General features: G+C 62.7%; 22 protein-coding genes. 12 read left to right on the top strand and 10 right to left on the bottom strand.

What is annotated here, in order from left to right; genetic code table 11:
- The 4 genes from IEX24_RS13170 to IEX24_RS13155 all read left to right on the top strand — a co-directional run.
- A partial coding sequence (locus IEX24_RS13170) for a GAF and ANTAR domain-containing protein (RefSeq protein ID WP_229715288.1) occupies positions 1-728 on the top strand: 728 nt, incomplete at its 5' end.
- A gap of 372 nt (positions 729-1,100) precedes the next feature.
- The gene (locus tag IEX24_RS13165) at positions 1,101-1,460 is read left to right on the top strand and encodes a hypothetical protein (RefSeq protein ID WP_188679022.1); all 360 of its coding nucleotides are present in this window, start codon (positions 1,101-1,103) and stop codon (positions 1,458-1,460) included.
- A 121-nt stretch (positions 1,461-1,581) separates the two neighbouring features.
- Positions 1,582-2,838, top strand: a complete 1,257-nt coding sequence (locus IEX24_RS13160) for a phosphatidylserine decarboxylase family protein (protein WP_188679020.1) — start codon at positions 1,582-1,584, stop codon at positions 2,836-2,838.
- A gap of 151 nt (positions 2,839-2,989) precedes the next feature.
- Complete coding sequence (locus IEX24_RS13155) at positions 2,990-3,247, top strand: hypothetical protein (protein ID WP_188679018.1); 258 nt, start codon at positions 2,990-2,992, stop codon at positions 3,245-3,247.
- A gap of 218 nt (positions 3,248-3,465) precedes the next feature.
- On the opposite strand, the gene IEX24_RS13150 is transcribed toward IEX24_RS13155, so the two are convergent.
- From IEX24_RS13150 to IEX24_RS13135, 4 genes are read right to left on the bottom strand one after another with little or no spacing between them, the layout of a single operon-like run.
- Positions 3,466-4,470, bottom strand: a complete 1,005-nt coding sequence (locus IEX24_RS13150; RefSeq protein WP_188679016.1) for an amidohydrolase family protein — start codon at positions 4,468-4,470, stop codon at positions 3,466-3,468.
- Entirely contained in the window at positions 4,463-5,164 is a 702-nt protein-coding gene (locus IEX24_RS13145) for an ABC transporter ATP-binding protein (RefSeq protein WP_188679014.1), read from the bottom strand. Before IEX24_RS13145 ends, IEX24_RS13150 begins: the two co-directional genes overlap by 8 nt.
- Positions 5,161-7,857, bottom strand: a complete 2,697-nt coding sequence (locus IEX24_RS13140) for a branched-chain amino acid ABC transporter permease/ATP-binding protein (RefSeq protein WP_188679012.1) — start codon at positions 7,855-7,857, stop codon at positions 5,161-5,163. Before IEX24_RS13140 ends, IEX24_RS13145 begins: the two co-directional genes overlap by 4 nt.
- Before the next feature lie 28 nt (positions 7,858-7,885).
- A complete protein-coding gene (locus IEX24_RS13135; protein ID WP_188679005.1) occupies positions 7,886-9,121 on the bottom strand; it encodes an ABC transporter substrate-binding protein in 1,236 nt (411 codons plus the stop codon).
- A 98-nt stretch (positions 9,122-9,219) separates the two neighbouring features.
- On the opposite strand from IEX24_RS13135, the gene IEX24_RS13130 reads away from it, so the two are divergent.
- Positions 9,220-10,113 carry an NmrA family NAD(P)-binding protein gene (locus IEX24_RS13130; protein WP_188679003.1) on the top strand — a complete coding sequence of 298 codons (894 nt, stop codon included), beginning with the start codon at positions 9,220-9,222 and terminating at the stop codon, positions 10,111-10,113.
- A 101-nt stretch (positions 10,114-10,214) separates the two neighbouring features.
- On the opposite strand, the gene IEX24_RS13125 is transcribed toward IEX24_RS13130, so the two are convergent.
- The gene (locus IEX24_RS13125) at positions 10,215-11,423 is read right to left on the bottom strand and encodes an acyl-CoA dehydrogenase family protein (RefSeq protein WP_188679001.1); all 1,209 of its coding nucleotides are present in this window, start codon (positions 11,421-11,423) and stop codon (positions 10,215-10,217) included.
- Between the two features lie 251 nt (positions 11,424-11,674).
- Here IEX24_RS13125 and IEX24_RS13120 point away from each other — a divergent pair, with 251 nt between their 5' ends.
- From IEX24_RS13120 to IEX24_RS13110, 3 genes are all read left to right on the top strand, one after another.
- On the top strand, positions 11,675-12,700 hold the full coding sequence (locus tag IEX24_RS13120) for an ABC transporter substrate-binding protein (RefSeq protein WP_188678999.1): 1,026 nt from the start codon (positions 11,675-11,677) through the stop codon (positions 12,698-12,700).
- Between the two features lie 133 nt (positions 12,701-12,833).
- Positions 12,834-13,652: an ABC transporter permease gene (locus IEX24_RS13115; protein WP_188678997.1), complete on the top strand. Its 819-nt coding sequence runs from the start codon at positions 12,834-12,836 to the stop codon at positions 13,650-13,652.
- A 35-nt stretch (positions 13,653-13,687) separates the two neighbouring features.
- A complete protein-coding gene (locus tag IEX24_RS13110; protein WP_203586011.1) occupies positions 13,688-14,488 on the top strand; it encodes an ABC transporter ATP-binding protein in 801 nt (266 codons plus the stop codon).
- 76 nt (positions 14,489-14,564) lie between these two features.
- Here the strand turns inward: IEX24_RS13110 and IEX24_RS13105 are convergent, their stop codons facing one another.
- The 5 genes from IEX24_RS13105 to IEX24_RS13085 all read right to left on the bottom strand — a co-directional run bounded on the left by IEX24_RS13105 (position 14,565) and on the right by IEX24_RS13085 (position 18,830).
- Complete coding sequence (locus IEX24_RS13105) at positions 14,565-15,212, bottom strand: nuclear transport factor 2 family protein (RefSeq protein ID WP_188678993.1); 648 nt, start codon at positions 15,210-15,212, stop codon at positions 14,565-14,567.
- Positions 15,209-16,099, bottom strand: coding sequence for an oxidoreductase (locus IEX24_RS13100; protein WP_188678991.1), 891 nt, complete (start codon positions 16,097-16,099; stop codon positions 15,209-15,211). Before IEX24_RS13100 ends, IEX24_RS13105 begins: the two co-directional genes overlap by 4 nt.
- Before the next feature lie 93 nt (positions 16,100-16,192).
- Positions 16,193-17,062, bottom strand: a complete 870-nt coding sequence (locus IEX24_RS13095) for an SDR family oxidoreductase (protein WP_188678990.1) — start codon at positions 17,060-17,062, stop codon at positions 16,193-16,195.
- 129 nt (positions 17,063-17,191) lie between these two features.
- Positions 17,192-17,881: a GntR family transcriptional regulator gene (locus IEX24_RS13090; RefSeq protein WP_229715287.1), complete on the bottom strand. Its 690-nt coding sequence runs from the start codon at positions 17,879-17,881 to the stop codon at positions 17,192-17,194.
- A gap of 61 nt (positions 17,882-17,942) precedes the next feature.
- Positions 17,943-18,830: an NmrA family NAD(P)-binding protein gene (locus IEX24_RS13085; RefSeq protein WP_188678988.1), complete on the bottom strand. Its 888-nt coding sequence runs from the start codon at positions 18,828-18,830 to the stop codon at positions 17,943-17,945.
- 136 nt (positions 18,831-18,966) lie between these two features.
- On the opposite strand from IEX24_RS13085, the gene IEX24_RS13080 reads away from it, so the two are divergent.
- The 4 genes from IEX24_RS13080 (at position 18,967) to IEX24_RS13065 (ending at position 22,827) form a co-directional block, all read left to right on the top strand.
- Positions 18,967-19,881, top strand: a complete 915-nt coding sequence (locus IEX24_RS13080; protein ID WP_188678986.1) for a VOC family protein — start codon at positions 18,967-18,969, stop codon at positions 19,879-19,881.
- A gap of 126 nt (positions 19,882-20,007) precedes the next feature.
- A complete protein-coding gene (locus IEX24_RS13075; RefSeq protein ID WP_188678984.1) occupies positions 20,008-20,943 on the top strand; it encodes a dihydrodipicolinate synthase family protein in 936 nt (311 codons plus the stop codon).
- Positions 20,944-21,002: 59 nt separating this feature from the next.
- The gene (locus IEX24_RS13070) at positions 21,003-21,539 is read left to right on the top strand and encodes a flavin reductase family protein (RefSeq protein WP_188678982.1); all 537 of its coding nucleotides are present in this window, start codon (positions 21,003-21,005) and stop codon (positions 21,537-21,539) included.
- A 28-nt stretch (positions 21,540-21,567) separates the two neighbouring features.
- A complete protein-coding gene (locus tag IEX24_RS13065) occupies positions 21,568-22,827 on the top strand; it encodes an acyl-CoA dehydrogenase family protein (protein WP_188678980.1) in 1,260 nt (419 codons plus the stop codon).
- Positions 22,828-22,849 lie beyond the last annotated feature (22 nt).

Below are 22,849 nucleotides of genomic sequence, written 5' to 3'. Positions count from 1 at the left end.
GAACGCGCATGACACGAGAAACCCGCCTCGCCGAAGTTTTCATTACCCTCGCCGATACCCTTACCGACGATTTCGACGCCACCGATCTTCTGCACTACCTCGCGGACGCATGCGTGGAACTTTTGAACGTCGACGCGGCCGGGATCATGCTCACCGATCTCCGCGGCGGCCTCAGACTGGCAGCGTCGTCCTCGGAGAGGATCCGAAACCTGGAACTGTTCGAACTGCAAATCGACGAAGGCCCCTGTCTGGACTGCTTCCGCAGCGGTCAACCCGTCACAAACGCGACGATCACGGAAGCAGAAGACCGTTGGCCACGCTTCGTCGGCGTCGCCGCTGAAGCAGGAGTGCAATCCACTCACGCGCTTCCCCTCCGGCTCCGCGGCGACGTGGTCGGGGCCATGAACCTGGTCTCGAACGACACCACCCTGATGACCGACGCTGATGTGGCATTGGGTCAAGCACTCGCGGACATGGCAACGATCAGTCTTCTGCAGGACCGGAGCAGCATCGCCAAAACCGATCTCGCTGAACAACTGCAAACCGCGCTGAACAACCGGGTACTAATCGAACAAGCCAAAGGAATGCTCGCCGGTCAAGCGAACATCACCCCCGACGAAGCGTTCGACCGGATCCGCAACCACGCCCGCTCCAACAACAACAAACTCCTCACCGACGCCCAAAACGTCATCAACGGAACCCTCGACCTCAGCAGTCAGCCAGCCTGAACACACCATTTGTGAAACCCACCCGCGCTTGCTGATACCGTCTTGGCGATGGCGTCAACCCCCCACCATTGATCGGTTCCTGAATGCGCACTGCGAGGCGTTCCGGTAGGTTTGTCTCAGTCGCCCTTGACCCCGGTTGCTCGTTCTACCGGGTGGCGCACTTTTCATGACTGCCTGGCCTTTCATCAAGCCCAGTCATGAATCGAGGCACCGCATGAGCGCCCAGACCATGTCACCTCTGGTGATGTCCACCCGAACACGGTCCGCCACCAGCAGCACGGTCAATCCGTTAGTGGAGCACTCCGCACTTCTTCGCACCGTCCACGCCGCCATCTTCGGGGGCCTGACAGTCGCGCTGAGCGGCGGGCGATCGTGACGAACCCAGCCAAAACAACAACGACGGAACTGATCGCCGCACGGTTGCTGGCCGTCGATCCGGAAACGGAGAGCAGCTACTTTCACTTCGAAAAAGTCACCGATTCGGAGTGGAAGGTCACTGCCGCGAACCGGCACGTCGGGTACCAGATCCGGGAAGACGAGGTAAACGACTTCAGCGTGTGGCACTTCGTCGGGCTCGGCGAAACCGCACACCAGCGACGACGCTGGCACACCCTCGCCACCCGGGCGGAGCTGGAAGCCTGGATGGACCTCTGGTTCCCGCAAATCATCGCCGAAGCGACGTGGCCCGGAAGCATCATTCAGGCAGAGGGTCTGCCGAGGTTTTGTGATTGATGGATTGCGTGCCGAAATTGATGTGCGGAAGGACATTAATCATGCCTGACCCTTCGTCTAGACTGCACGGTTGCGTTGGGCGTACGGGTTATGTCCCCCAAACAACCGACCAGCTGCCTATATGACTGAAGTCCTCGACAAAGACGTACGACGCCAGGCCGGCTGGCTGCCCGCAAATCAGGAGGCCCTCGAATCGTGGCTCGCCGGTCACCGAGTTCGCGTCGACGCCCGCGGCGAAAACGTGAACCTGCATCCGGCTATCCAGCAGTTCAAGCAACTCATCGAATCTGACCCTGTCGTGAGGCTGTACATGCACGAGATGGTCACGCAAGTACCCTCCTCGAAGCCCTACACGAAACGTCATATCGACAGCGTCGACCAGCTGTTGCGCCTTATGAACGAGGTGCTCACCATGGCACCGGAGTTCGGTAAAGACACCATGGTGATGACGCCGCTGACCGCGATCCTCGACTGGACCATGGGCACCCCCGCCGGTTTCGCCGCGTACCGCGACCCGCGCATCAACGCCGCCATCAAAAAGATCCTCGACGCGTGGTGCGAGTTCCTCAGCGGCCCGGACTCGCTGTACGTGCTCAACGACTCCCCCACCGGCTGGACCTCCGCCGAAGCTCAACAAACCGTCGGCATGAACCAGTACGAGCACGACCCCGACGCGCCCTACTGGGGGTTCACGTCGTGGAACGACTTCTTCACCCGCCGATTCACAGACGGACAACGCCCCGTCGCATCGCCCAAAACCGACTCCGTAATCACCAGTGCCTGCGAGTCGACGCCTTACGCGATCAGCACCAATGTGAAGCGCCGAGACCAGTTCTGGATCAAAAGCCAACCGTATTCACTCGACGACATGCTCGCAGGCGACCCGTGCGTCGAACAGCTCGAGGGCGGCACGGTCTATCAGGCCTTCTTGAGCGCCACGAACTACCACCGCTGGCACAGCCCTGTGACGGGAAGGATCGTGCGAGCCTTCGTACAACCGGGCACCTACTACTCCGAAGCGGATTCAGAGGGCCCAGACGCCGTCGAGCCCGGCAACTCGCAAGGGTACCTCGCGCACGTCGCCACCCGCGCCATCATCGTCATTGAAGCCGACAATCCCGCAATCGGCACTCTCGCATTCGTCGCCGTCGGCATGCTCGAAGTCTCCTCCTGCGTCATCGGAACCGATATCGCCAGCGGCCACCACATAGACAAAGGCGAAGAACTCGGCTACTTCCAGTTCGGCGGATCCACCGAATGCCTCGTCTTCCAACCCGGCGCCATCAAAGACTTCAACCTCGCCGCCATCCCACAAAACCAGCCCTCTCAAAAGAAACTCGTGCTCGTGCGATCCCATCTGGCCACAGCTTCGCGCTGACCCGTGCCGGGCAGGGGGCGATGTGATCACGCTGAGAGGAGCGTTTTCACGGTCGCACCTCGGCCTATCTCACAGGATTGGTGTTGTCGAGCCCGCGCGGCTAGGGCTGCCGGAACGTAGGGTGGGGCCACCATCATCGAAAGGAACACTCATGGATCTCGGATCGCTCAGCAACTACCCGCTCCCCGCACTGATCAGAACCGCGTACGGCGTCGACACCGCCCAACAACTCGCCGACCAGCTCGGAGTAACCAAACAACCCGGGGCCGAACTCGGCAGTCAAGCCGACGCCGCCTACCAGGCCCTGAAAACGGGCGACACCGGGCCCGCCCGAACCCTGCTCATCGACAAGCTCGGCGTCAGCGAGACCAAAGCCGACGAAGCACTTGCGAAGCTCCCTACGCTCTGACAATGACTGGCGGCCGTACAGAGAGAGCAAAACCCTCAACAGGAGGCACGCGGAGCCGCGACATCACGACGGCGCTCCTCGCTCGAGCGACCAACGGGGTCGAGCGGAGCCGCTACGAGGAGGCCTGGCGACTCGGTCGGCGATTGACGCTCTTCGACATCTCCGTGTCGAACAGGATGCCCGCGGTCTCTCCGACCGCCAGCGGGCAGCTGTCGTCGTCAGATTCTGCGGCGGGCGAGTAGGCGCTCCCAGTTGCCTGAACCGATCGCGGTGCGCTCGTCTGCCGAAAGCGGCGCCTCTTCGAGAAACCGGCGGGCAGCGCCACCTGAGTTGGAGACGTAGGGGTAGTCGACCGAAGTCATGATGCGGTCGACGCCGATGACCTCGGTGCTCCAGCGAAGGTAGCGATTCGACAAGAGCCCGCTGCCCGTGACCCAGAGGTTCTGCCGGGCATACTCCTCTAAGGTGCGCTCGAGGTGCACCCCCGTCGCATTCACCAGCTGCTGGGTGCGCTCCAGATAAAAGAGAACGACCTCGCCCCAGTGTCCGGTCACGATCTGCAACTCAGGATGGCGATCGAAGACGCCCGCGAAGATCATGCGCAGAATCTGCATACCGGTTTCGTAGTGCCAGCCGATGCCAGGGTTTGCGAGCAGATAATCGATACGACCGCCGAGCCCCGAGTAATACGCCTCGCGAACACCAGCGATGGGCGTCTGCGGGTGAAGATACAGCGGAACGCCGAGACGCTCGGCCGTCGCGTAGAGATCGTCGAACTCCATCGCGTCGGCATTCGTCGTGCCGGTTCGACCATTCAGCATGGCGCCCGCGAACCCGAGCTGCGTGATGGCGCGCTCGAGTTCTGCAGCGGCGGCGGCCGGGTCGGGGGTGGGAATGGCCGCAAACCCTTGGTAGCGATCAGGATGCTCGGCGATCGCCGTGGCGAGAAAATCATTCGCGTCGTGAGCTAGCGCGACCGCATCACCGGGGTCGAGCGACTGCACCCCCGGAGACGTCAGCGACAGCACTTGCACGTCGACACCCTGGTCGTCCATCGCAGCGATGCGTTCGTCGCCGACGTCGAGTAAGCGGCGGGAGAACGGGTCGTCGCTTCCACCACTGGGTGACATTCGCCCGGGCGGCAAAGCTTGCCACGCCCTCACGAGCTCCGGAACAACGAAGTGCTCTTCGAGCGCTACGATTCGCCTCAGCGCGTCAGCCATTCGACGGCGCTCCCGAGAGATACATTCCACGGATTTCGTGCATACGACCTCGTGCCTCCTTGGCTGTTCCTGCGAATTGAATGGTTCCTTGTCGCAGCACGTACACGCGGTCTGCGATGTCGAGCACCCGGTTGACATGCTGTTCGACAAGAAGAACGCCCATGCCGCCGTCGGCCATCTGCCGCACGGTCTGCAGCAGCCGCCCGACAGTGCGTGGCGCCAGGCCGAGCGAGAGCTCGTCTGCGACAAGGAGTCGGGTCGGGCGGGTGAGGGCCCTGGCGAGCGTCAGCATTTGCTGCTCGCCCCCGGAAAGCAGTCCGGCTCGGCGCCCCAGCAACTTTCGCAGCTCGGGAAAGACCTCGATGGCGCGTTCGGCGTCGCCGTCACGAGCAATCGCGAGGTTCTGCCGCACGGTGAGGCGCTGAAAAACCGAGCGCCCTTCGCTCACGTAGGCGAGGCCTTGCCGGGCTCGCTGGTGCAAAGAGCCGCTCGCGGGCGCCCCCAGCCACGCCACTTCTCCTGACGCGATCGGCAGCACACCCGTCAGCGAGAGCAGGGTCGTTGTCTTTCCCGCTCCGTTCGGCCCCAAGAGGGCGACCACTTCGCCCGCCGCAACCTCGATGTTCACGTTTCGAATGGCGTGTGCATCGCCGTAGCCGGCCGTGAGATCACGGCACGCCAAGAGCTCGGTCATGCCAGCTCCTTTCCTAAAACGTTGGTCGCAAGCTCCGGCCCAGAGTCAGTGTCGACCTCGTCGCCCAGATACGACGCAATCGCACGAGGGTTCGTTGCGATCTCGGCGGGCGTGCCGTCTGCCACGTACTCACCGAAGTCGATGACCACCACGTGGTCGGCGATTCCCATCACCACGTTCATGTCGTGCTCCACCAAGAGGATGCCCATGTTGCGGGCATCTGCCAGCGCCCTGACCAGGCGCGCGAGCTCGAGCGACTCGTGTTCGTCGAGACCCGCGGCGGGCTCATCGAGAAGCAGAACGGAGGGTTCCATCGCGGCCGAGCGGGCGATAGCCACCAGTCGGCGTTGCCCATACGAGAGTTCGTCGGGATAGCGGTCAAGGTGTTGCTCGAGCCCGAATTCTCGTACCGCCGCAGCGGCAGCGGGCGACAGTCCCGCAGAACCTCGTCGACCCGCGTGCTGCGTCGATGATTTGTCGCTCGACACCTGCAGATTCTCGAGCACCGTGAGATCGTCGAAAAGTTCGAGCCCCTGCCACGAGCGGGCCAGTCCGGCAGTCGCACGGCGGTGCGCGGGCAACTGCGAGAGGTCGATGTCGTCGAGAAAGATACTCCCGGTCGATTTCGTGAAGCCGGTCAGGGCATCCATGAATGACGTCTTACCGGCACCGTTCGGGCCGATCAGCGCGACTATTCGGCCCGGTTCCACGCTCAAGCTCAGCCCACCGACGGCGACCACTCCGCCATAACGCACGGTGAGGTTCGAAACGACGAGCGTGCGCGGCCGAACGGGAGTCGCGTCGGTCGTCGGGGGCAGAACGGTGTGCGCGCGGGGTGCCAGGCCAAGTCGATCACGCAGCCGGCGGAACGGAGCGATGAGCGACGCCACAATGCCATTGGGGTAGGAGATGAGGGTGGCGAGCACACCGATTCCGCCGACGACCGGAAGGAAGAGCTGCACCGTCACGTTGCTCACCAGCGAGGTCAACGACTGCGGTGCGATGATCGCCCCGAAGATCGAGCCGAAAACGAATCCGACCCCTCCGACGACCGCCTGCGCGATCGCGTTGATGGAGCTGAGCGGGTCGAACCGTGCAAACGGGATGGTCGTGGACTGGAACGACAGCAGGATGCCGCCGAGCCCGGCGAGTGCACCCGAGATCGCGAAGGCGCGCATCTTCGTGACGAACACGCTCACCCCCGACGAAGCCGCGGCCCGTTCATTCGAGCGCACGGCTAGCATCTGCCGGCCGGTGCGCGATCGCCGCACCCACGCCACAACCAGGGCCGCGAGAATGAAGAAGATCAAGACGACCACGGTGTAGCGCTGCGGATAGCGGTTGGAATCGATGCTGATACCGAAGATCGTCTGCGGGCCGACGGCAGTGCCGCTGACCCCACCCGTCAGGGTGGAGCTATTGAAGACGACTGCCTGGGTGGCGAGCCCGAGCCCCAGTGTGACCACCGCGAGATTGATGCCTCGGGTACGCAGCGCTGGCAGCGCGAAGATCAAGCCGATGGCGGTAGCCCCCACGACCCCTGCAATGAGTGCGAACTCGAACGGCCAACCGAGGCTCGACACCAGTCGGGCGGTGATCAGTGAACCGAGCCCGGCCAGGGCGTATTGGGCGAGTGAGAGCTGCCCGGCGTACCCGACCAGAACCACCAGCGACAGCAAGATGATGCTGATCGCCAGGGTAGACGCGAGCATGGTCTGCACGGCCGGAACGGGCACCAGCAGCACGATCACTAGCGCCGCGGCGGCGATGGGAATGATCACTCGCAGATCGATGCGCCCGAGGCCCACCGCGGGCATCCGATCGAGCACATGCCCACGGGTGGGCAGACCCGACCCGCGCACAAGCAGCACGACGAGTATGAGCAAGAACGGAAGCGCGTCGGCGGCACCGGGAATCGGCACGTAGTGACTGGTCAGCGCCTGTGCCATGCCGATGACCAGACCGCCCAGCAAGGTGAGCCCGAACGAGCGGAAGCCTCCGATCAGCGTTGCAGCGAGCGCCGGAATGATCAGAAACGTGATCGTCGCCTGGTTGAGCTGAGTGATCGGCGAAATGAGGATGCCCGCGAGCCCTGCCAGAGCGCCGCCGCCGGCCCAGGTCGCCGCAGAGATCATCTGCGGCGACCAGCCGAGGGCGGCGGTGCCCACTCGGCTCTCTGAAACGGCTTCGGCAAGCCAGCCGGCCCTGGTGAATAGCCAGATGAGCGCCAGTGCGATAGTGATCGCGATCGCGATGGCGGTCATCAGCAATCGGTCGGTGGTGGCCGTCACCCCGAAGAGCGTCACCGGTGAGGTCGGCAGCACACGCGTGACGATAGAGGGAGTGGCACCCCAGATCAGAATGGCACCCGACGTGGCCAGAATCAGCACGCCGAGAGTCGCGATCTGCCGAGCCAGCGGTGAGGCGTTGGCCAGTTTTCTCATCACGAGCACATCGATCAGAAAACTCGCCAGTGCGGCAGCAGCCACGACGACGATGATCGCCAGCCAATCGGGAAGATGCTGGTGCGTACGCAGTTCGTTGAATGAATAAGCCGCCAGCATGGCGATGGCGCCCTGCGCGAGATTCAGAACTCCCGAACCTCGAAAGATGATGACCACACCCTGGGCCAGTAACACGTAGACCGCGCCGGCTCCCAAGCCGAGTATCGCGTACTGAACTGCTTCTGTCACGATTCTTGATCTCCCTCGGGGTTCTGCATCAGTTGCCGTTGAGGTCGAGCAGGTTCACCTGGCTGACTTTCTGAAACTGATTGCTGCCGGTGTCCCATCTGCTGGCAGTCGCGAGCGGCTGAAAGACGCGGAGGAACGGCGGCGTGCCCAGAGGTTTCGAGAAGTCGATCTGTGCGTAGCCCAGGTCGACCTTCGCCGTCGTCATCGCGGTGGAGAAGCTCTGCCTGGTGATGTCGCCGCTGATGCCAGCCGCGACCATGGCGAAGATGTGCACCGAGAGCCACGCCCGCATCGAGTTACCGGGATTGATCTGCAGGCTCGCGTTGCTGTCGCCGGCCTTTTCAGCGGCGGCCATTTCTGTGTCGAATTGCTTCACCAGCGGGTAATCGGCCGAAGTGGGCGGGAATCCAGATGAGGTGAGAAACTCCTTCGTCATGGGCGCGAGCTGGCTCACCGCAGACGTGCCGAAGACTCCGGCGTCGGCGCAGAAGGTCCAGTTGTGACCGGCCGAATTCGCGGCTGTGACGATCTGTGCGCCGGCGGCCTGGCCGGTCAGCGGCACAATGTAGTTGGCTCCTTTGTCGGCAAGCTCTTGGATGACCGACGAATAGTCTTGCTGAGTCACGGGTATCGAAACCGAACCCACATATCGGCTGCCGACCGCACTGCTCTTGAGGTACGGCTCCATGACCTGGAAGGTGCCCTGCGAGAACGGGTTCTGCAAAACGATGACGCCGATTTTGGCATCTGGCCCGCTCACCTCTGGTGCGGCACAGGCGTTCGTCATTGCGGGTACGAACTCGATGGGGTATTCGTTGTCGAGCGCGAAAACGGCTGGATCGCCACCGACGCTGCCGACGTCGGCCAGCCCGCCGGCCTGCATGGCCTGTGTCGCACCGGCCTGGTTGGCTGCAAACACACTGCTGATGTTCGCGAGCACTTGGGTATCGTTCACAGCATTCTGCGCACAGGTGACTTCGGTCGCGGCGTCAGCCTTGCCGTTGCAGGTCTCGATCTGAATCGGCCGGCCGTTGATGCCACCGGCCTTGTTGATGTTTTCTGCCGCGACTTCTGCACCGGAGAAGATCTCGGGAAGGCTTCCGATGGGGGAGTCGATGTAGGCCGACATCGAGAGCTTGATCGGTGTGCCGGTCAGGCCGGCGTTCGGGTCATCTCCCGAGCTGCCGCTGCTCGAGCATCCTGCTAGCACGGTGACCGCCGTCACTATGGCGACACCGAACGCAATCTTTCGTACCTGAGACATAAGCACTCCTTTGGGTTAGTCTCGTTCAACTTCTGCTTGATATAATATAACATTATACAATCGTCGCTCAAGACGAGCGCTCATCGAGGAGTTTTGACATGCTGCTGATTACCTCTGCAAACGGAAACCAAGGAAAGCTGCTGGTTCCGAAGCTCTTGGCGGCGGGTGCGTCGTTGCGCTGCGTCGTGCGATCGGAGTCTTCGGCGGAGTCGTTGCGAGAACTGGGCGTCGAGCAAGTGCTGGTTGACGAGCTTTTCGATGAAGAGACGCTGAAGACCGCTCTCGACGGCATTGACGGTGTCTACTATCTCAACCCCACGGGTCACCCCGCGGAACGAGAGGTGGGTCTGGCCATCGTCGAGGCGGCCGTGCGGGCGAACGTCGATCATTTCGTCTTCAGCTCGGTACTGCACTCCATCTCTACCGGCCTCTTTCAGCACCAGTACAAGCGTGACGTCGAAGAGCGCCTCGTCGCCTCGGGTCTGAAGTACACGATTTTGCAGCCCGCAAACTATATGACCGCATTCGAGCTTCTGCCCGCCTTTCGCGACGGCGTCTACCAACAGGCGTGGTCACTCGAGCGGCGCATGTCGATGGTCGACCTCGACGACGTGACCGATGTGGCCGCAGAGGTGCTCACTCACGGTGCCGAGCACTGGGGCGCGACCTACGAGTTGTGCAGCGCCGGCTGGCTGACCGCCCAAGACGTTGCGGATGCGGTTGCTCTAGTCGTGGGCGACCCCGTAGCCGTGCGAGAGATCACCCCCGAAGAATGGGCGAAGATGTGGTTCGGTGACGTCGACCTCGAGCTCATTCCCGACGAGGGCAGAGTCTTGCGCCAGATCTGCGCGTTCTACAGCGACCACGACCATGTCGGCAGCCCGAACGTTCTGCGCTGGCTTCTGAAGCGCGAGCCGAGCAGCATCGAAGACTTCGCTCGCAAGGTATTCCCTGCGTTTCGTGACGGCCAGGTGCTCGAGCGAGCCAGCTGACGCACGATTCCGCGTCGCCCAACCGGATGCGTTGGCCGGGCACAACAAAAAGCTCTCGGCGGCACCAGATCTGGTGCCGCCGAGAGCCTTTTCATTTCAGCTCAGATCATCTGAGTGATGCGTTCGTCTGACCCGACGAGACCCTTGCCGTAGATTTCGTAGCAGACCATCGGCAGAATGCCGGCGTGACGCGAGGCCACTTCGGAGTCGCGCCAAATACGCTGCAGCGGGTTGACCTCGGCGAACGCAGAAGATCCGTGGGCGTAGAGCAGGGTGTCGATGGCCTTGACCACGTGCTCGATCGCCCAACCGATGTCGGCTCTGATTCGGGTGCGTGCCAAGAAGTCGAGCTTCTCGCCTCGTTGAGCTGCGGCATCCATCTCGTCGGCGACTCGATGCGCGTGCAAGTGAGCGGTCTCGAGCATCATCGCCGCTTGAGCGAGCTGAATCTGAAAGGCCACCGAGTCGGCTTGGCGAGTGTAGATGGTGTTCGTGACACCCTTCGTCGCCGCTTTCTCTTTCACGATGGCGAAGGCGGCTCGGCCGAGGCCGAGCTGCGGGCCGACCATGCCCACGGTGAAGAAGGGGCCGAGCGGCGACGAATACAGTCGCTCTTCGGAGTGTTCGGTGGGAAACTCGCCCTCGATGGCCGGCGGAACCGACATGATGCGGTGCTCGGGAACGAAGATGTCGGTCGCGATGAGACAGTTCGAGCCAGATGCGCGCATGCCGGCGACGAACCACGTCTCTTTCAGGTCGACGTCAGAGCGCGGAATGAGCGCCATGGCCATGTCGACGATCTCACCCGCTTCGTTGGGAATGGGCATGCTGAGCACCGCCCAGTCGGCGTGCCACGAGCCGGAGTTGTAGAACCACTCACCCGTTACGCGGTAACCGCCGGCGACCTTCGTCGACTCCACTTTGGGCGAAAAGACCCCAGAAACCAGCGCATCTGGGTTGTCGGCCCAGACATCGTCTTGGGCCTGCTCGGGAAAGCAGCTTGCCAGCCAGGCCCCAGAGTTCAGCAGTGACACAACCCAGGCCGTGCCGCCGTCTGCCTCGCCGACTGAAGCTGCGACATCGACCAGGGCGCGAATCGACGACTCGTACCCCCCGTATCGCTTGGGCTGCAGAAGCCGAAAGAGGCCTGCCGTCTTGAGGGCGTCGATGCTCTCTTCGACGACGCGACGCTGCTGCTCGCCCTCGGCCCCGTTCTTTCGCAGCAGAGGGCGTAGCTCGTCTGCTCGCGCGATGAGTTCAGCCAGAGTGGGCGTTTCGGTCGCGATCGCAGATTGGATCGACGTTGACATGACTTTCTCCCTTGAAGGTCGGCGCCAGTAGCGCGCGGGGTGTGGGCACAATTAGTATATGTGATAACAGTACTCGCGCGATCGGGTTTTATTCATTCTCCGGCATTCCGCGCGAGGCCGAGGCGCGCCGGTTGAAACCGACACACTTCGCCCGGAGTGCTCGTCTTTATATGTGATAACATCACCGATACCTGGCAACACATGAACGCACGATCATCGGAGATCGTGCTCAACCAAAGGGATGTTTGGCAATGAGGCTAAAGATTTTTCGCGACATCAATCGCAGTACCTGGCGCAGACGTTCAGTCGTCGTCGGTGTTTCGCTCGCCATTCTCGGCGCAACCGCCGCTTGCTCCACCTCGGCGTCGGCCGGTGCTTCATCAACCGGTGAGGCGCCAGCCGGCACTATTCAGCTCGTGGTCGGGGCGCCCGCCGCCATTCTGGCCGTACCGACGTTCGCGGTCGATCAGGGCTTCTTCAAGGCAGAGGGCCTCGACGTGAAAGTGTCGATCGTAACGGCGGCGCAAGTACCGACGGCACTGGCCGGCGACACCGCACAGTTCGTGGTCGGCGCGGCTCCCGGCCCCGACGCGGCGGCACTGAAGGCACCCATCAAGATCTTGGGCACCTATGCCGATAAGCCGAACATGGAGTTCTTGCTCGGCAACGGCGTCAGCTCCGTTGCCGATCTGAAAGGCAAGTCGGTGGGAATCTCGGCTCCGGGCGAGATCGTCGACATTCTGGCCAAACAAGAACTGGCCAGCGCCGGCTTGGCGCCTGGCGACGTGACCTTCGTGTCGCTGGGGAGTTTTCAGGCTGTGTCGGCCGCCTTCCAGAGCGGCCAGGTGCAGGGAGTCGTCGTCTCATCGTTGCCGACAGGCGCAACCCTTTTGGCAAGCACGCCGGGTTCGAGTGTCGGTTACGACTTCTCGAAGTCGACTCCGTTCACTCTGGCCGGTCTCTACGCCAACACCGACTGGACAAGCGCGCACCCTGACGCAACCCAGAAGCTCGTCAACGCTCTGAACAAGGCGGTCATGGCCTGGTGGTCAGACCCCACCGATGCGCAGGCAACATTGAAGACGTTCGCGAATTCGCAGAATCCCGCGGTCGATTACGCGGGAACGCTGACCGTCATGACGAAGACACTCGAGCCGGTGACGGCCGCCACGCAGATACCGGCTCTGCAGGCTTTGCATGACAACGGGCATCCTGACGTCAATCCGCAAGATTGGGCGAAGTACGTCGACAACACCTACGTCAATCAACTGAAGTGACACCTGGGGTGCGCCGCTTTCTCGCCTCGAGCTGAGCGAGCGGCGCGCCCCGATCACGTCTTCGTGACATCTTTCACCGGTGTCGCGATCCCCGTCTTTTCTCACTAGGCACGACCCGAATGGAGCCCGTCAGATGGCCATCACAACTCGCGCGAGTGGCAACGGCCTTGCCTCTCGCCGCATCGTCAGCAGGCCGACCATCTCTCGCTCGACCCGCACGCTGCTCGGCGCCGGCGGCGTCATCGGGTTCTTGATTCTCTGGCAGGTGGCCGCCAGCACGGGGCTCGTGAATGATCTCTTCACCAGCTCACCTGTGGCCATCGCCCAGGCTGCCGTGGTCTTGATAGCCGATGGCACGCTGCCGGCAGCAATCGCCTCGTCGGCCGTCGTCTTCGCCGCGGGATTCGGAATCTCGCTCGTAGTGGGACTCATCATCGGACTGATTCTCGGCTGGTACCGACGTGTTAATGCCGTCGTCGACCCACTGGTCTCACTTCTGTACGCAACGCCCACCTTGGCGCTTCTGCCGCTCATCACCGTGTGGTTCGGCATCGGATTCTCGTCGCAGGTCGTCGTTGTTGTGCTCATTTCGATCTTTCCGGTCATCCTCAACACTGCTGCCGGCGTCTCAGCCGTCGATCGCGAACACATTCGACTGGCCCAGAGCTACCTGGCCACCAACACCGACGTGCTGCGTACCATCGCACTACCGGGGGCGGTGCCTTCTGTGGTCGCCGGCATTCGCCAGGGCCTGACCCTCTCCCTCATCGGCGTGGTGGTCGCCGAGTACTTCTACGGCAACACCGGTGTCGGCGGACTGATCTTCACCTCGGCTCTGTCTCTCGACACCGCCGATGCGCTGGTCGGCGTGCTCGTTTTCGCCGCCACCGCCCTTCTGCTCACCTTCGCACTCGGAACCATTCAGAGAAAGCTAGACAAATGGCGACAGTAAACACCCTGAACACAGCGAACGAAAGGCTCTCGACGATGAGCACAACTGCGCCTGCGGCCGGCCTCGAAGTGGTCGACCTCGGCAAGACGTACAAGCGTCGGGGTCAGAAGGCGTCGACCTCTCAGCGGGTTCTCGACAACGTCTCGCTGAGCGTTGAAGCAGGCGAATTCGTCACCCTGATCGGCCATTCTGGCTGCGGCAAGACCACCTTGCTGAACTGCGTCGCCGGGCTGACCGACTTCAACGACGGGCAGATTCGGATGCACGGCAAACCCATCCAGGGCCCCGGCCCTGACCGTGCTGTGGTCTTTCAGCACGCGTCACTGCTGCCCTGGCGAACCATCGAGCGAAACGTGGCCTACGGCCTCGAACTGCGTCGCCAGATGAGCTCGGCAGAGATCAAGCAGCGGGTTGCTTCGGCCATTGAGCTGGTGGGTCTTTCGGGTTACGCCTCGCACTACCCGCACGAGGTGTCAGGCGGCATGCAGCAGCGCGTGAACCTCGCTCGGGCGCTCGCGGTAGAGCCTGACCTGGTGCTGATGGACGAACCGTTCGGCGCTCTTGACGCAATGACCAAAGAGTCGCTGCAAGACCAGCTGATGGCTTTGGCCGATCGCGAGAAGCGCACCACCATTTTTGTGACCCATGACATTCACGAGGCGGTCTATCTCGCCGACCGGGTGGTCTTGATGACGCCCAAGCCGGGCAAGATCAGCAAGCAGGTCGTGGTTCCGTTCGGTCGTAACCGAACCCGCGCGCTCACCGAGACTCGCGAGTTCAACGACCTCGTTCGTGAGCTTCGCGAACTGCTCACCGAAAGTGAAGCGTCGGTCTGATAGCCACCGGCTCCACGAGAAGAGGCCCCGTCGAATGACGGGGCCTCTTCTGTTCGCACGGGGTGTGCGGCCTGAGCTACTGCTGCTCGAGCCAGCTCCAGACGCCGTCGTAGAACGCCTTGACATCGTCTGGCCGATCGTCGCCGAGGTCTTCTGTGCTCGGCGTGATGCCTCGCCTGGCGATGTTCCAGGCCAAGAGCGCGTAGCTCGAGCGGTAACCGGTCAGCTCGTCTGGGTCGACCGTGATGACCTGGCCCGGCACCGCCGGAAAGAGTGTCGTGTTCTCGTAGATGGCGTCGAGCGAGAAGATGCGCCACCTGCCGTCACGACGTTCGAGGCGATAGTTCAGCCGCACGGTGGTCGTCAGGTTGCCGGCGACGCCATCGATGTTGACGGCCATTCTCATCGTGGCCGTCGACTCGACGAAGGCCCTGTCACCACGCACGTGCGCCACCGGAGCCGACAGCTGGTGCAACGCGATCTCTTGGCCGCGTTCGGCAATGGCCTGGGTGCCTGCCACGAAGCCCGCGCCAGAACCTTTGTGCCAGCTCAGCCGCACCGTGGAGTCGGGCCAGAAGGAGTCAGCCATGCGATCCCACCACCCGCGGTCGCGAGCTTGCCGTTCGGCGAGAACGACCTGAATGACGGCCGAGGCGTCGAGTGCTTCGCGCTGGGCAAGGGCTTCGTTCGAAGCGAGATCACTGTCGGTTATCGAGGTGCTCATGAGCGTGCATCCGCCTTGTCGCTGAGAAGTTCGAGATCGGCCAGATCTTCGTCGGTGAGAACAATGCCGGTGCTCGATACATTGTCGTACAGGTGCGCGAGCGACGAGGTGCCCGGAATCAGCAAGATGTTGGGCGAACGGTTGAGCAGCCAGGCGAGCGCGATGCCCAGCGGCGACGCGTCGTGCCGAGCCGCGACCGTGTCGAGCTCTTGTGCCTTCAGCGGGTCGAAACCGCCGCCGAGCGGGGCGTAGGGAACAAAGGCGATACCGTCTTCAGCGAGGCTGTCGATGAGATCGTCGTCGGTGCGCTGGGCGAGGTTGTAGTAGTTCTGCACGGCTAGCACGGGCGCGATTCTGCGCGCCTCGGCCACTTGCTCAGCCGAGACTGTGCTGAGGCCGATGTTCTTGATCAGGCCCTGCTGCTGCAGCTCGGCCAGCACCGTGAACGGCCCTTCGAGCGAGCCTGGCGCGGCCTGATTCTGGGCGCCCACGCGCAGGTTGACCAGATCGAGAGCGTCAAGGCCGAGGTGCTCGAGGTTGCTGTGCACCGCTTTGCGCAGCTCGTCTGGGGTGAGTGCGGGAATCCACGCGCCCTGGTCGTTGCGCAGAAAGCCCACCTTGGTGGCGATGTGCACTGTGTCGCCGTAAGGATGCAGCGCTTCACGAATGATTTCGTTGACCACATACGGGCCGTAGTAGTCGCTCGAGTCGATGTGCGTGACACCCAGCTCGACAGCGGTGCGCAGAACCGCTATGGCCGCCGCGCGATCGGCGGGTGGCCCGAAGGCCATGTGGCCAGCGAGCTGCATTGCGCCGTAGCCGACGCGGCTCACGGTCAGCTCGGGAGCAAGGGTGAGGGTGCCGCCGGGTAATTCTGGTTTCGACATCAGTGTCGTCCTCTCAATGGGTTTGTGCGGGTCGAACGGTTGTGTAGGCAAACGGGGGTGGGGCAATGCAATCAATCGCGGGTCGCTGCGAGGTTACGCATTAACAGGAAGGTACGCGGCCTCGAGCTCACGAATGACATAGTCGCGCAGAGTCGTGGGCGTTCGCCCGAGCAACCAGGTCAAGACGTTCGGGTTGCCGGTGATGCCGTAGCGGCTGTAGTGACCCCACAGGCGGTACATGGCGTCGTACGAGAACTCGTCTTCGGCACGGCGCTGCGGTTTCGGGTCGGCGAAGTCGGTGATGGGCGCCAGCTCGGTGCTGATTTCGCGGCCCGAGAGCTCGCTGATCACGGCGGCGATGTCGTGCCCGGTGACGAAGTCAGACCCGCAGAGCTCGTACGTTGCGTAGAAGTGCTGGGGGTCGCCGACGACGCTGGCTGCAACCGCGGTGACGTCGTCGAGGTCGACTTGGGCGAGCCGGGCATCCGGAGAGAACGGCTTGCGGTGGATGCCCGACTGAACCGTGGCGGCAACGTCGATGTTCTGCAGGTAGTGCATCGGCTGGATGATCGTGAACGGAATCGGCGACATCACAACTGCCCGCTCGACGCCGATCTTCGCCTGGTGGTTGAGCAGCGCTTCGATCTGCGGATGCACGACAGAGAACTGCACGAAGTGCTCGACCTCTGCGCGCCGAGCCTCGGCGACCACCGCGCGGCCGATGTCTGCCTCACGGTGGTGGAACAGCGGGCCGATGTGTACAACAGCGTCGACGCCGTCCATCGCCTTGGCGAGTTCGCGGGGCTCGAGAAGGTCGACGACCATGGTCTCGGCAGCACCGACATCTCGAACAGTGTGCACAGATGGATTGATGTCGGCGGCTCTGACGGGTTTGCCCTCGCGCGTGAGCGCGGCCACCAGACTACGGCCAGTTCGACCTGATGCGGCTGTTACCAGAATCATGAGTCCTCCGTTGGGCCCGTGCCCGCGTCGAACGCAAGCAATCGTATTGAACACTCGAACGTTATCACATATCACGTTGCAAGCGGATAGGTGTTTCCTGGGCGAAGCGGGGCCTTGATCAGCGCTCGATCAGAATTCGAGCGCGACAGCCCGCGGTTCATCAACGAGGGCGAGCCTCGCAGATTGTTCGTTCTCCTTGAGGTGGCTCAAGACGGCCGCCGCCACAGCATCTGGGTCACGACCACGGAAGACCTCGATGAGTCGCTCATGCTCACCCTTGATTCGCGTATTCTCACCAGGGTTCTGCTTGCCGAAACCGATGCGGATGTATCGTTCGGCGGCGCGCCACACCGAATTCAAGACGCGCAGGTCCCATGACGTGGCCGCCGGGGCGAGAATTTCGGCATGAAAGGCGTGGTGCGCTTCGAAGACTGTGTGGATGGAATGGTGCGTCTTGCCATACTCCACCGCCTGTTCGTGAAGGCGATCGAGCTCAGCGTCGGTGATGACGAGGCACGATTCACGGGCGAGTGCGGGTTCGAGATTGCCGCGCAGGCGATAAATGGCACGAAGGTCTTCAAGGTCGAGTGGCGTCACCTGAGCGCTGCGGCCCGGTCTCGTGATCACCAGACCCTCGCCTTCGAGGTTGCGAAGCGCCTCTCGCACCGGAATGAAGCTGACGTGCAGTTGATCGGCGATGCTGCGCAACGAGAAAGTCGACCCAGGAGCCAGGTCGCCTGCGACAATCGATCGCCGAAGCTCGTTGGTGACCTGCTCGGTCACCGAGCGAGACTCAATGGGTTTGATAGACGACGTCATCGCTTTCCTGCCTATTCATGTTATTTGATATAATAACGATGAATTGCGGGGTTCGTGCGATTCAGGCCGAAACGGTCTGCGCGGCGCGGAAGGCGCTCCATTCACGTTCGACGAACTGCTCGTACGAGGTCGGTTCGCAGCCGAGCAACCAGGTCAGCACGTTCGCGTTGCCCACGAAGTCGTGTGCGCTGTAACGCGCACTGATCGAGCGCACCACGCTCAGCACATGCTCGGCCGTTTCGGGGTCGACGTCGCGCAGCCACGCGTTCGCGTACGTCTCAGGCGTGATCTCGCGCAGCTCGATCGGCCGATCGAGCACACGAGAAATGATGTCGCACAGCTCGTGCGCATCGAGGCGGCCGGGCGCAGCAAGTTCGTAGGTTGCGCCGGCATGCCGCGCGGTGTCGGTGAGAACGGTGGCGGCCACATCAGTGACGTCGTCGAGATCGACGAGTGACTGCTTTCGGTCGAGCGACCACGAGAGTTCGAAGACCCCGCGAGCGAAGACGGGTCGAAGCCGCAGCGGCAGCATGTAGTTCGTCGGCTGCAGAATGGTGAACTCGAGGTCTGATGAGAGCAGATGTTCTTCGATGTCGCGCTTGTACTCGTGCTGCTTGAGATCGGTGATGATGGCGTGCAGCACCGAGCTGAACACGAAGTGCGAAACACCCTCGATGCGAGCAGCATCAACCAGCCCGAGGCCCAGTGTGCGCTCGTCGCTGCCCGTGGCGCCCACGTGATAGATCTTGTCGACACCCTGAACCGCTTGACGCTGAACCTCGGGATCACGCAGGTCGCCCACGACAATGTCATCGACGCCGAGCTCGCGAAGCCGGGCAGCGGATGCCTCGGTCAAAACGTTCGCCCGCACCGATCGGCCGCGCTGCAGAAGTTTGGGTACGAGCAATCTGCCCTGATTGCCGCCCGCGGCCGTTACGAGAATCGTCATGAGTTGCCCCTTCGCTTGGCCAGATGTGGTTCTCTGGCTCCTCAAGATGTTATATCTTATCAGATACGAGATCGACAGACGGGCACGGAGCATTCGCACTCGACATGTCTACCGTGCAAGAAGTAAGGAATGTTCAATGACGAATCACACCTCGAGACCCTCGACCATCGAGCGGGCCGGCTACCTGGCCGTGCACAGCCCAGATCCGGCTGCGGCGGCCGCTTTCGCCGTGAAATACATGGGCCTGTGGCTCGTGCACGTCGACGACGAGGGCCGCCACTATCTCGCCGCATCGGGGCTCGACCCGTACAGTCTGGTTTTCACTCCGGGTGCCGCCAAGACCATCGACCACGTCGCGTACCTCGTTCGCGATCTGGGTGTTCTCAACGAATACGAACAGCTGCTGCGGTCGAAAGGCGTCGCGGTCGAGCGCATCGATGCGAGTGGTCTCTGGCGTGCTGCAGCGGCACTTCGCGTGCAGTCGCCGGCCGGTCACTACGTTCACCTGACGACCGGGGTCAACGTCGAGCATCCGATGGGCGCCATCGTTGTGCCCAACAGGCCCGCGCCGACGCCGATCACGCTCGACCACGCCGCCCCGCGCATTCTCGACCCGCAGGCCGAGATCGACTTCGCGGTCGATGTGCTCGACCTCAAGGTGACGGCCCGCATCGTGCATCCTGAAGAAGGTATCGCGGTGGCATTCATGCGCGCCCATACTCTGTACCACTGCTACACCATCGTCGCCGGGCCCTACAACGGGCTGCATCACTACCAGTTCACGCTGAAAGACCGGTTCGCGATCTTCGACGCGTACGAACGTATTTCGGGTAGTGGCGACGTGAATGTGCTCTGGGGTCCGCTGCGTCACGGTGCGGGTCATAACGTTGCGTTCTACTTTCACGATCACGATGGAAACATCGTGGAGTACTCGGCCGAAGAAGAGATCGTTCTCGACGCCGCGGGTTACATTCAGCAGGAGTGGAGTGCATTGAACCCTGCCGTGGGCGACGAATGGGGCACCGAGCCGCCCGCCATTTTCTTCGCCTGACTCAGTAGCGCAGCCGGCCGACTCTTCGGCCGGCAGAAGCGTGAGAGCTTTTCACTCTTGACTGTTATCACATATCACGTAAGCTAGAACCCAGAACCACCCCCGAAGCCCTAGGAGTACCTCGAAATGCAAGCGACGCCGCTACAACCCGGCTCCTACGTGATGGGCCTCACGCCCTTCGACAGCGATGGGCGCGTCGACGAGGCTGCCCTGCGAGACCACATCGAGTGGATGGCGCGGGAGAACATCGGTTACTCACCCGCCAGCCCCGCTACGGGCGAGGGCGTTCAAATGAGCGACGCCGAACTGTTTCGGGTGCTCGAGGTCTCGGTTGACGCCATGGCGGCCCGACTGCCTGTCATTGCCAGCAACCGCGAGTTTCCGACGGCACTTCAGAACGTGCAGTACGCCGATCGCGCCGCCGGCCTCGGCGCCGACGCGGTGCAGCTGTACCCGCCCACGCTCGGCCACTCGAGTGTGCCCACGGTAGCGATGTTCGAGGCTTTCTACGACGAGGTACTCTCGGCGACTTCGGTGCCGATCGTGCTCTCGAGCAACTTCATGACCGGGTTCGAGATTCCGACGGCTGTGCTCGACACGGTGATCTCCACGTATCCATCGGTGGTCGGAGTTTTCAAACACCACCCCGATCAGCAGAACGTGGCTCAATTCGTTCAGCAGTTCGCGCCTCGAACCACGGTGCTCACGATGACGCAGCGTCTCATGTTCTCGGGCGCTGTCGGCGCCCAGGCCGAGCTCGACAACCTGCAGAACGTCGCGCCGCGGCTGTGTCGGGGCCTGCATGACGCCATCGCTGCCGGCGATCTGGCGAGGGCGAGCGATCTGTATCAACAGTTCACGCGGCTCTGGGGCGCCATCATGGGCCTGACGGTCGCGCATTCGGTGCCGCGGGTCGTCGTCTACAAGGCCATTCTGGGCTTGCTCGGCCGGCCAGGGTGGCACGCTCGAAAGCCCTACGTCGAGTTGCCCTCATCGGCTCACGCCGCACTCGCGCGGCTTGTCGACGAGCTCGAGTTGCGCAGTACCGAGGCGCTCGTCTGACGTTCGCGTCGCCTTCACCAGGCCCCACTATCGACCGCTAGAGATCAAGGAAGATCACAATGGAACCCAGACAAAGCGTTTCAGCACAGCTGTTTCGCGACATGATGGCGGGTGTCTGCGCGCCCGTGACGGTGGTCACCACCGCGAACGATGGTGTGCCCGTCGGCACCACGGTGAGTTCGTTCGCTTCGCTTTCGCTCGACCCGCCGCTCGTGACGGTCGCCTTCGATCGTGCGTCGAAGGCGCTCGAGGCCATTCGAGTGGCCGGCAGCTTCGGCATCAATCTTCTCGGCCACGCCCAGGCAGATCTCGCACGGCTCTTCGCCACTCGCGAGGTCGACCGGTTCGCGCAAACCGAGTGGCACTTCGAGAACGGGCTGCCTCGCCTCGCCGGCGCCGCCGGTTGGCTGGAATGCGACGTATACGACGCTGTCGAGGGTGGCGATCACATTCTGCTGATCGGCCATGTCGTCGACGCGAGTCACGCCGAACTGCCGCCGCTCGTCTACGCCTACCGCACCTTCGGAACCCACTCGCACTACGACAAGCGCCAGCGGCCCGAGATCATCGACACCATCGCCGCGCTCTCGCGCTGACTCATCTCTTACCGGAAGGAATCGCACAATGTCTACCGCAATCACCGAGGGTTCGGTCAGTGGCGCACCCGCCACGAAGACCCCGTCGAGCAGCGAAAGCTCGGCGAGCATCCTGAGCCCGACGAGCGAAGAGCTCGTTCGTCGGGTTCGCGAACTGCAGCCGCTGCTGGCCCGCAACGCGCCGCAAGGCGAACAAGATCGCAGGGTCGCTGAAGAGGCCATCGTCGCTCTCGCCGACGCGGGCATCTTCAAGCTCACCCAGCCGAAGCGTTACGGCGGCTACGAGTCATCGGTGCGTACCCAGCTCGACGTGTTCTCGGCAGTCGCCGAGGCCGACGGTGGCACAGCCTGGGTGGTCACGCTCATCAATCAGTGCAACTGGATGGCCGCGCTGTTCCCCGAGCGGGCACAAGACGACGTGTGGGCCGAAAACCCCGGTGCCCGTGTCTCGGGCGTCGTCTCGCCGACGTCGCAGTCGGTGAAGGTCGACGGCGGCTACCTGGTCACCGGGCGCTGGTTCTACAACTCAGGGTCATGGCACGCTGACTGGGCCGTTCTCGGGTTTCCGGTGGTCAACGCCGCCGGTGAAACGCTCGACCACGGTCTGGCGCTGATTCCGCGCACCGACCTGGGGTTCGAAGAGACCTGGTACGTCGCTGGTATGCGCTCGTCGGGCTCGAACTGCCTCATTGCGAAAGACGTTTTCGTGCCCGATCACCGAATCATCTCGGCTCCGAAGGCCTGGCTCGGCGAAGTCGCCACCGAGCACACCGAAGAAACGCTCTATCGCACCGCGTTCACTCCGTTGCTCGCTCTCGGCGTGGCCGCCCCGCAGCTCGGCATGGGGCGCAAAGTTCTCGAAATCGTGAGCACGAAGGCGGCAACCAAGCCGCTGACGTTCACTTTCTACCCGACGCAGGCCGACTCCGCTGTTTTTCGGCACCAGATCGCCGAAGCCGCGATGTTGCTCGACACGGCGGAGTTTCACCTCTACCGGTCGGCCGATGCTATCGACACGGCCGCTCGCGAGGGTACCTTTCCCGATGAGCTGATTCGCTCACGCGCACGAGCCGACGCCGGCTGGGCTGTTGAGAACGTCACGAAGGCGATCAACCTGCTGCTGTTCGCGCACGGAGCCGCAAGCTTCGCCGAGAACAACGTCATTCAGCGCATGTGGCGTGACTCGGCGGTCGCCGGGCGGCATGCCTACATCGTTCCGGCGGTCAGCCTCGAGATGTACGGTACTGCGTTGCTGGCCCGTGACGGCCAGATCACGCCGATGCTGTGAGAACTTCTACCCACACGTTTCA

The organism is Subtercola lobariae, assembly GCF_014640255.1.
In the GTDB taxonomy this organism is placed as follows: Bacteria; Actinomycetota; Actinomycetes; order Actinomycetales; family Microbacteriaceae; genus Subtercola; species Subtercola lobariae.
Note: the sequence above shows the minus strand (reverse complement) of the source record. Positions and strands in the feature narration are given on the sequence as shown.

Coding starts and splice junctions, on each gene's coding strand:
- IEX24_RS13075 (WP_188678984.1), top strand. CDS start 20,008: ATGCAAGCGACGCCGCTACAACCCGGCTCCTACGTGATGGGCCTCACG.
- IEX24_RS13155 (WP_188679018.1), top strand. CDS start 2,990: ATGGATCTCGGATCGCTCAGCAACTACCCGCTCCCCGCACTGATCAGA.
- IEX24_RS13065 (WP_188678980.1), top strand. CDS start 21,568: ATGTCTACCGCAATCACCGAGGGTTCGGTCAGTGGCGCACCCGCCACG.
- IEX24_RS13130 (WP_188679003.1), top strand. CDS start 9,220: ATGCTGCTGATTACCTCTGCAAACGGAAACCAAGGAAAGCTGCTGGTT.
- IEX24_RS13160 (WP_188679020.1), top strand. CDS start 1,582: ATGACTGAAGTCCTCGACAAAGACGTACGACGCCAGGCCGGCTGGCTG.
- IEX24_RS13070 (WP_188678982.1), top strand. CDS start 21,003: ATGGAACCCAGACAAAGCGTTTCAGCACAGCTGTTTCGCGACATGATG.
- IEX24_RS13115 (WP_188678997.1), top strand. CDS start 12,834: ATGGCCATCACAACTCGCGCGAGTGGCAACGGCCTTGCCTCTCGCCGC.
- IEX24_RS13085 (WP_188678988.1), bottom strand. CDS start 18,830: ATGACGATTCTCGTAACGGCCGCGGGCGGCAATCAGGGCAGATTGCTC.
- IEX24_RS13110 (WP_203586011.1), top strand. CDS start 13,688: ATGAGCACAACTGCGCCTGCGGCCGGCCTCGAAGTGGTCGACCTCGGC.
- IEX24_RS13125 (WP_188679001.1), bottom strand. CDS start 11,423: ATGTCAACGTCGATCCAATCTGCGATCGCGACCGAAACGCCCACTCTG.
- IEX24_RS13105 (WP_188678993.1), bottom strand. CDS start 15,212: ATGAGCACCTCGATAACCGACAGTGATCTCGCTTCGAACGAAGCCCTT.
- IEX24_RS13135 (WP_188679005.1), bottom strand. CDS start 9,121: ATGTCTCAGGTACGAAAGATTGCGTTCGGTGTCGCCATAGTGACGGCG.
- IEX24_RS13090 (WP_229715287.1), bottom strand. CDS start 17,881: ATGACGTCGTCTATCAAACCCATTGAGTCTCGCTCGGTGACCGAGCAG.
- IEX24_RS13150 (WP_188679016.1), bottom strand. CDS start 4,470: ATGGCTGACGCGCTGAGGCGAATCGTAGCGCTCGAAGAGCACTTCGTT.
- IEX24_RS13080 (WP_188678986.1), top strand. CDS start 18,967: ATGACGAATCACACCTCGAGACCCTCGACCATCGAGCGGGCCGGCTAC.
- IEX24_RS13145 (WP_188679014.1), bottom strand. CDS start 5,164: ATGACCGAGCTCTTGGCGTGCCGTGATCTCACGGCCGGCTACGGCGAT.
- IEX24_RS13120 (WP_188678999.1), top strand. CDS start 11,675: ATGAGGCTAAAGATTTTTCGCGACATCAATCGCAGTACCTGGCGCAGA.
- IEX24_RS13100 (WP_188678991.1), bottom strand. CDS start 16,099: ATGTCGAAACCAGAATTACCCGGCGGCACCCTCACCCTTGCTCCCGAG.
- IEX24_RS13095 (WP_188678990.1), bottom strand. CDS start 17,062: ATGATTCTGGTAACAGCCGCATCAGGTCGAACTGGCCGTAGTCTGGTG.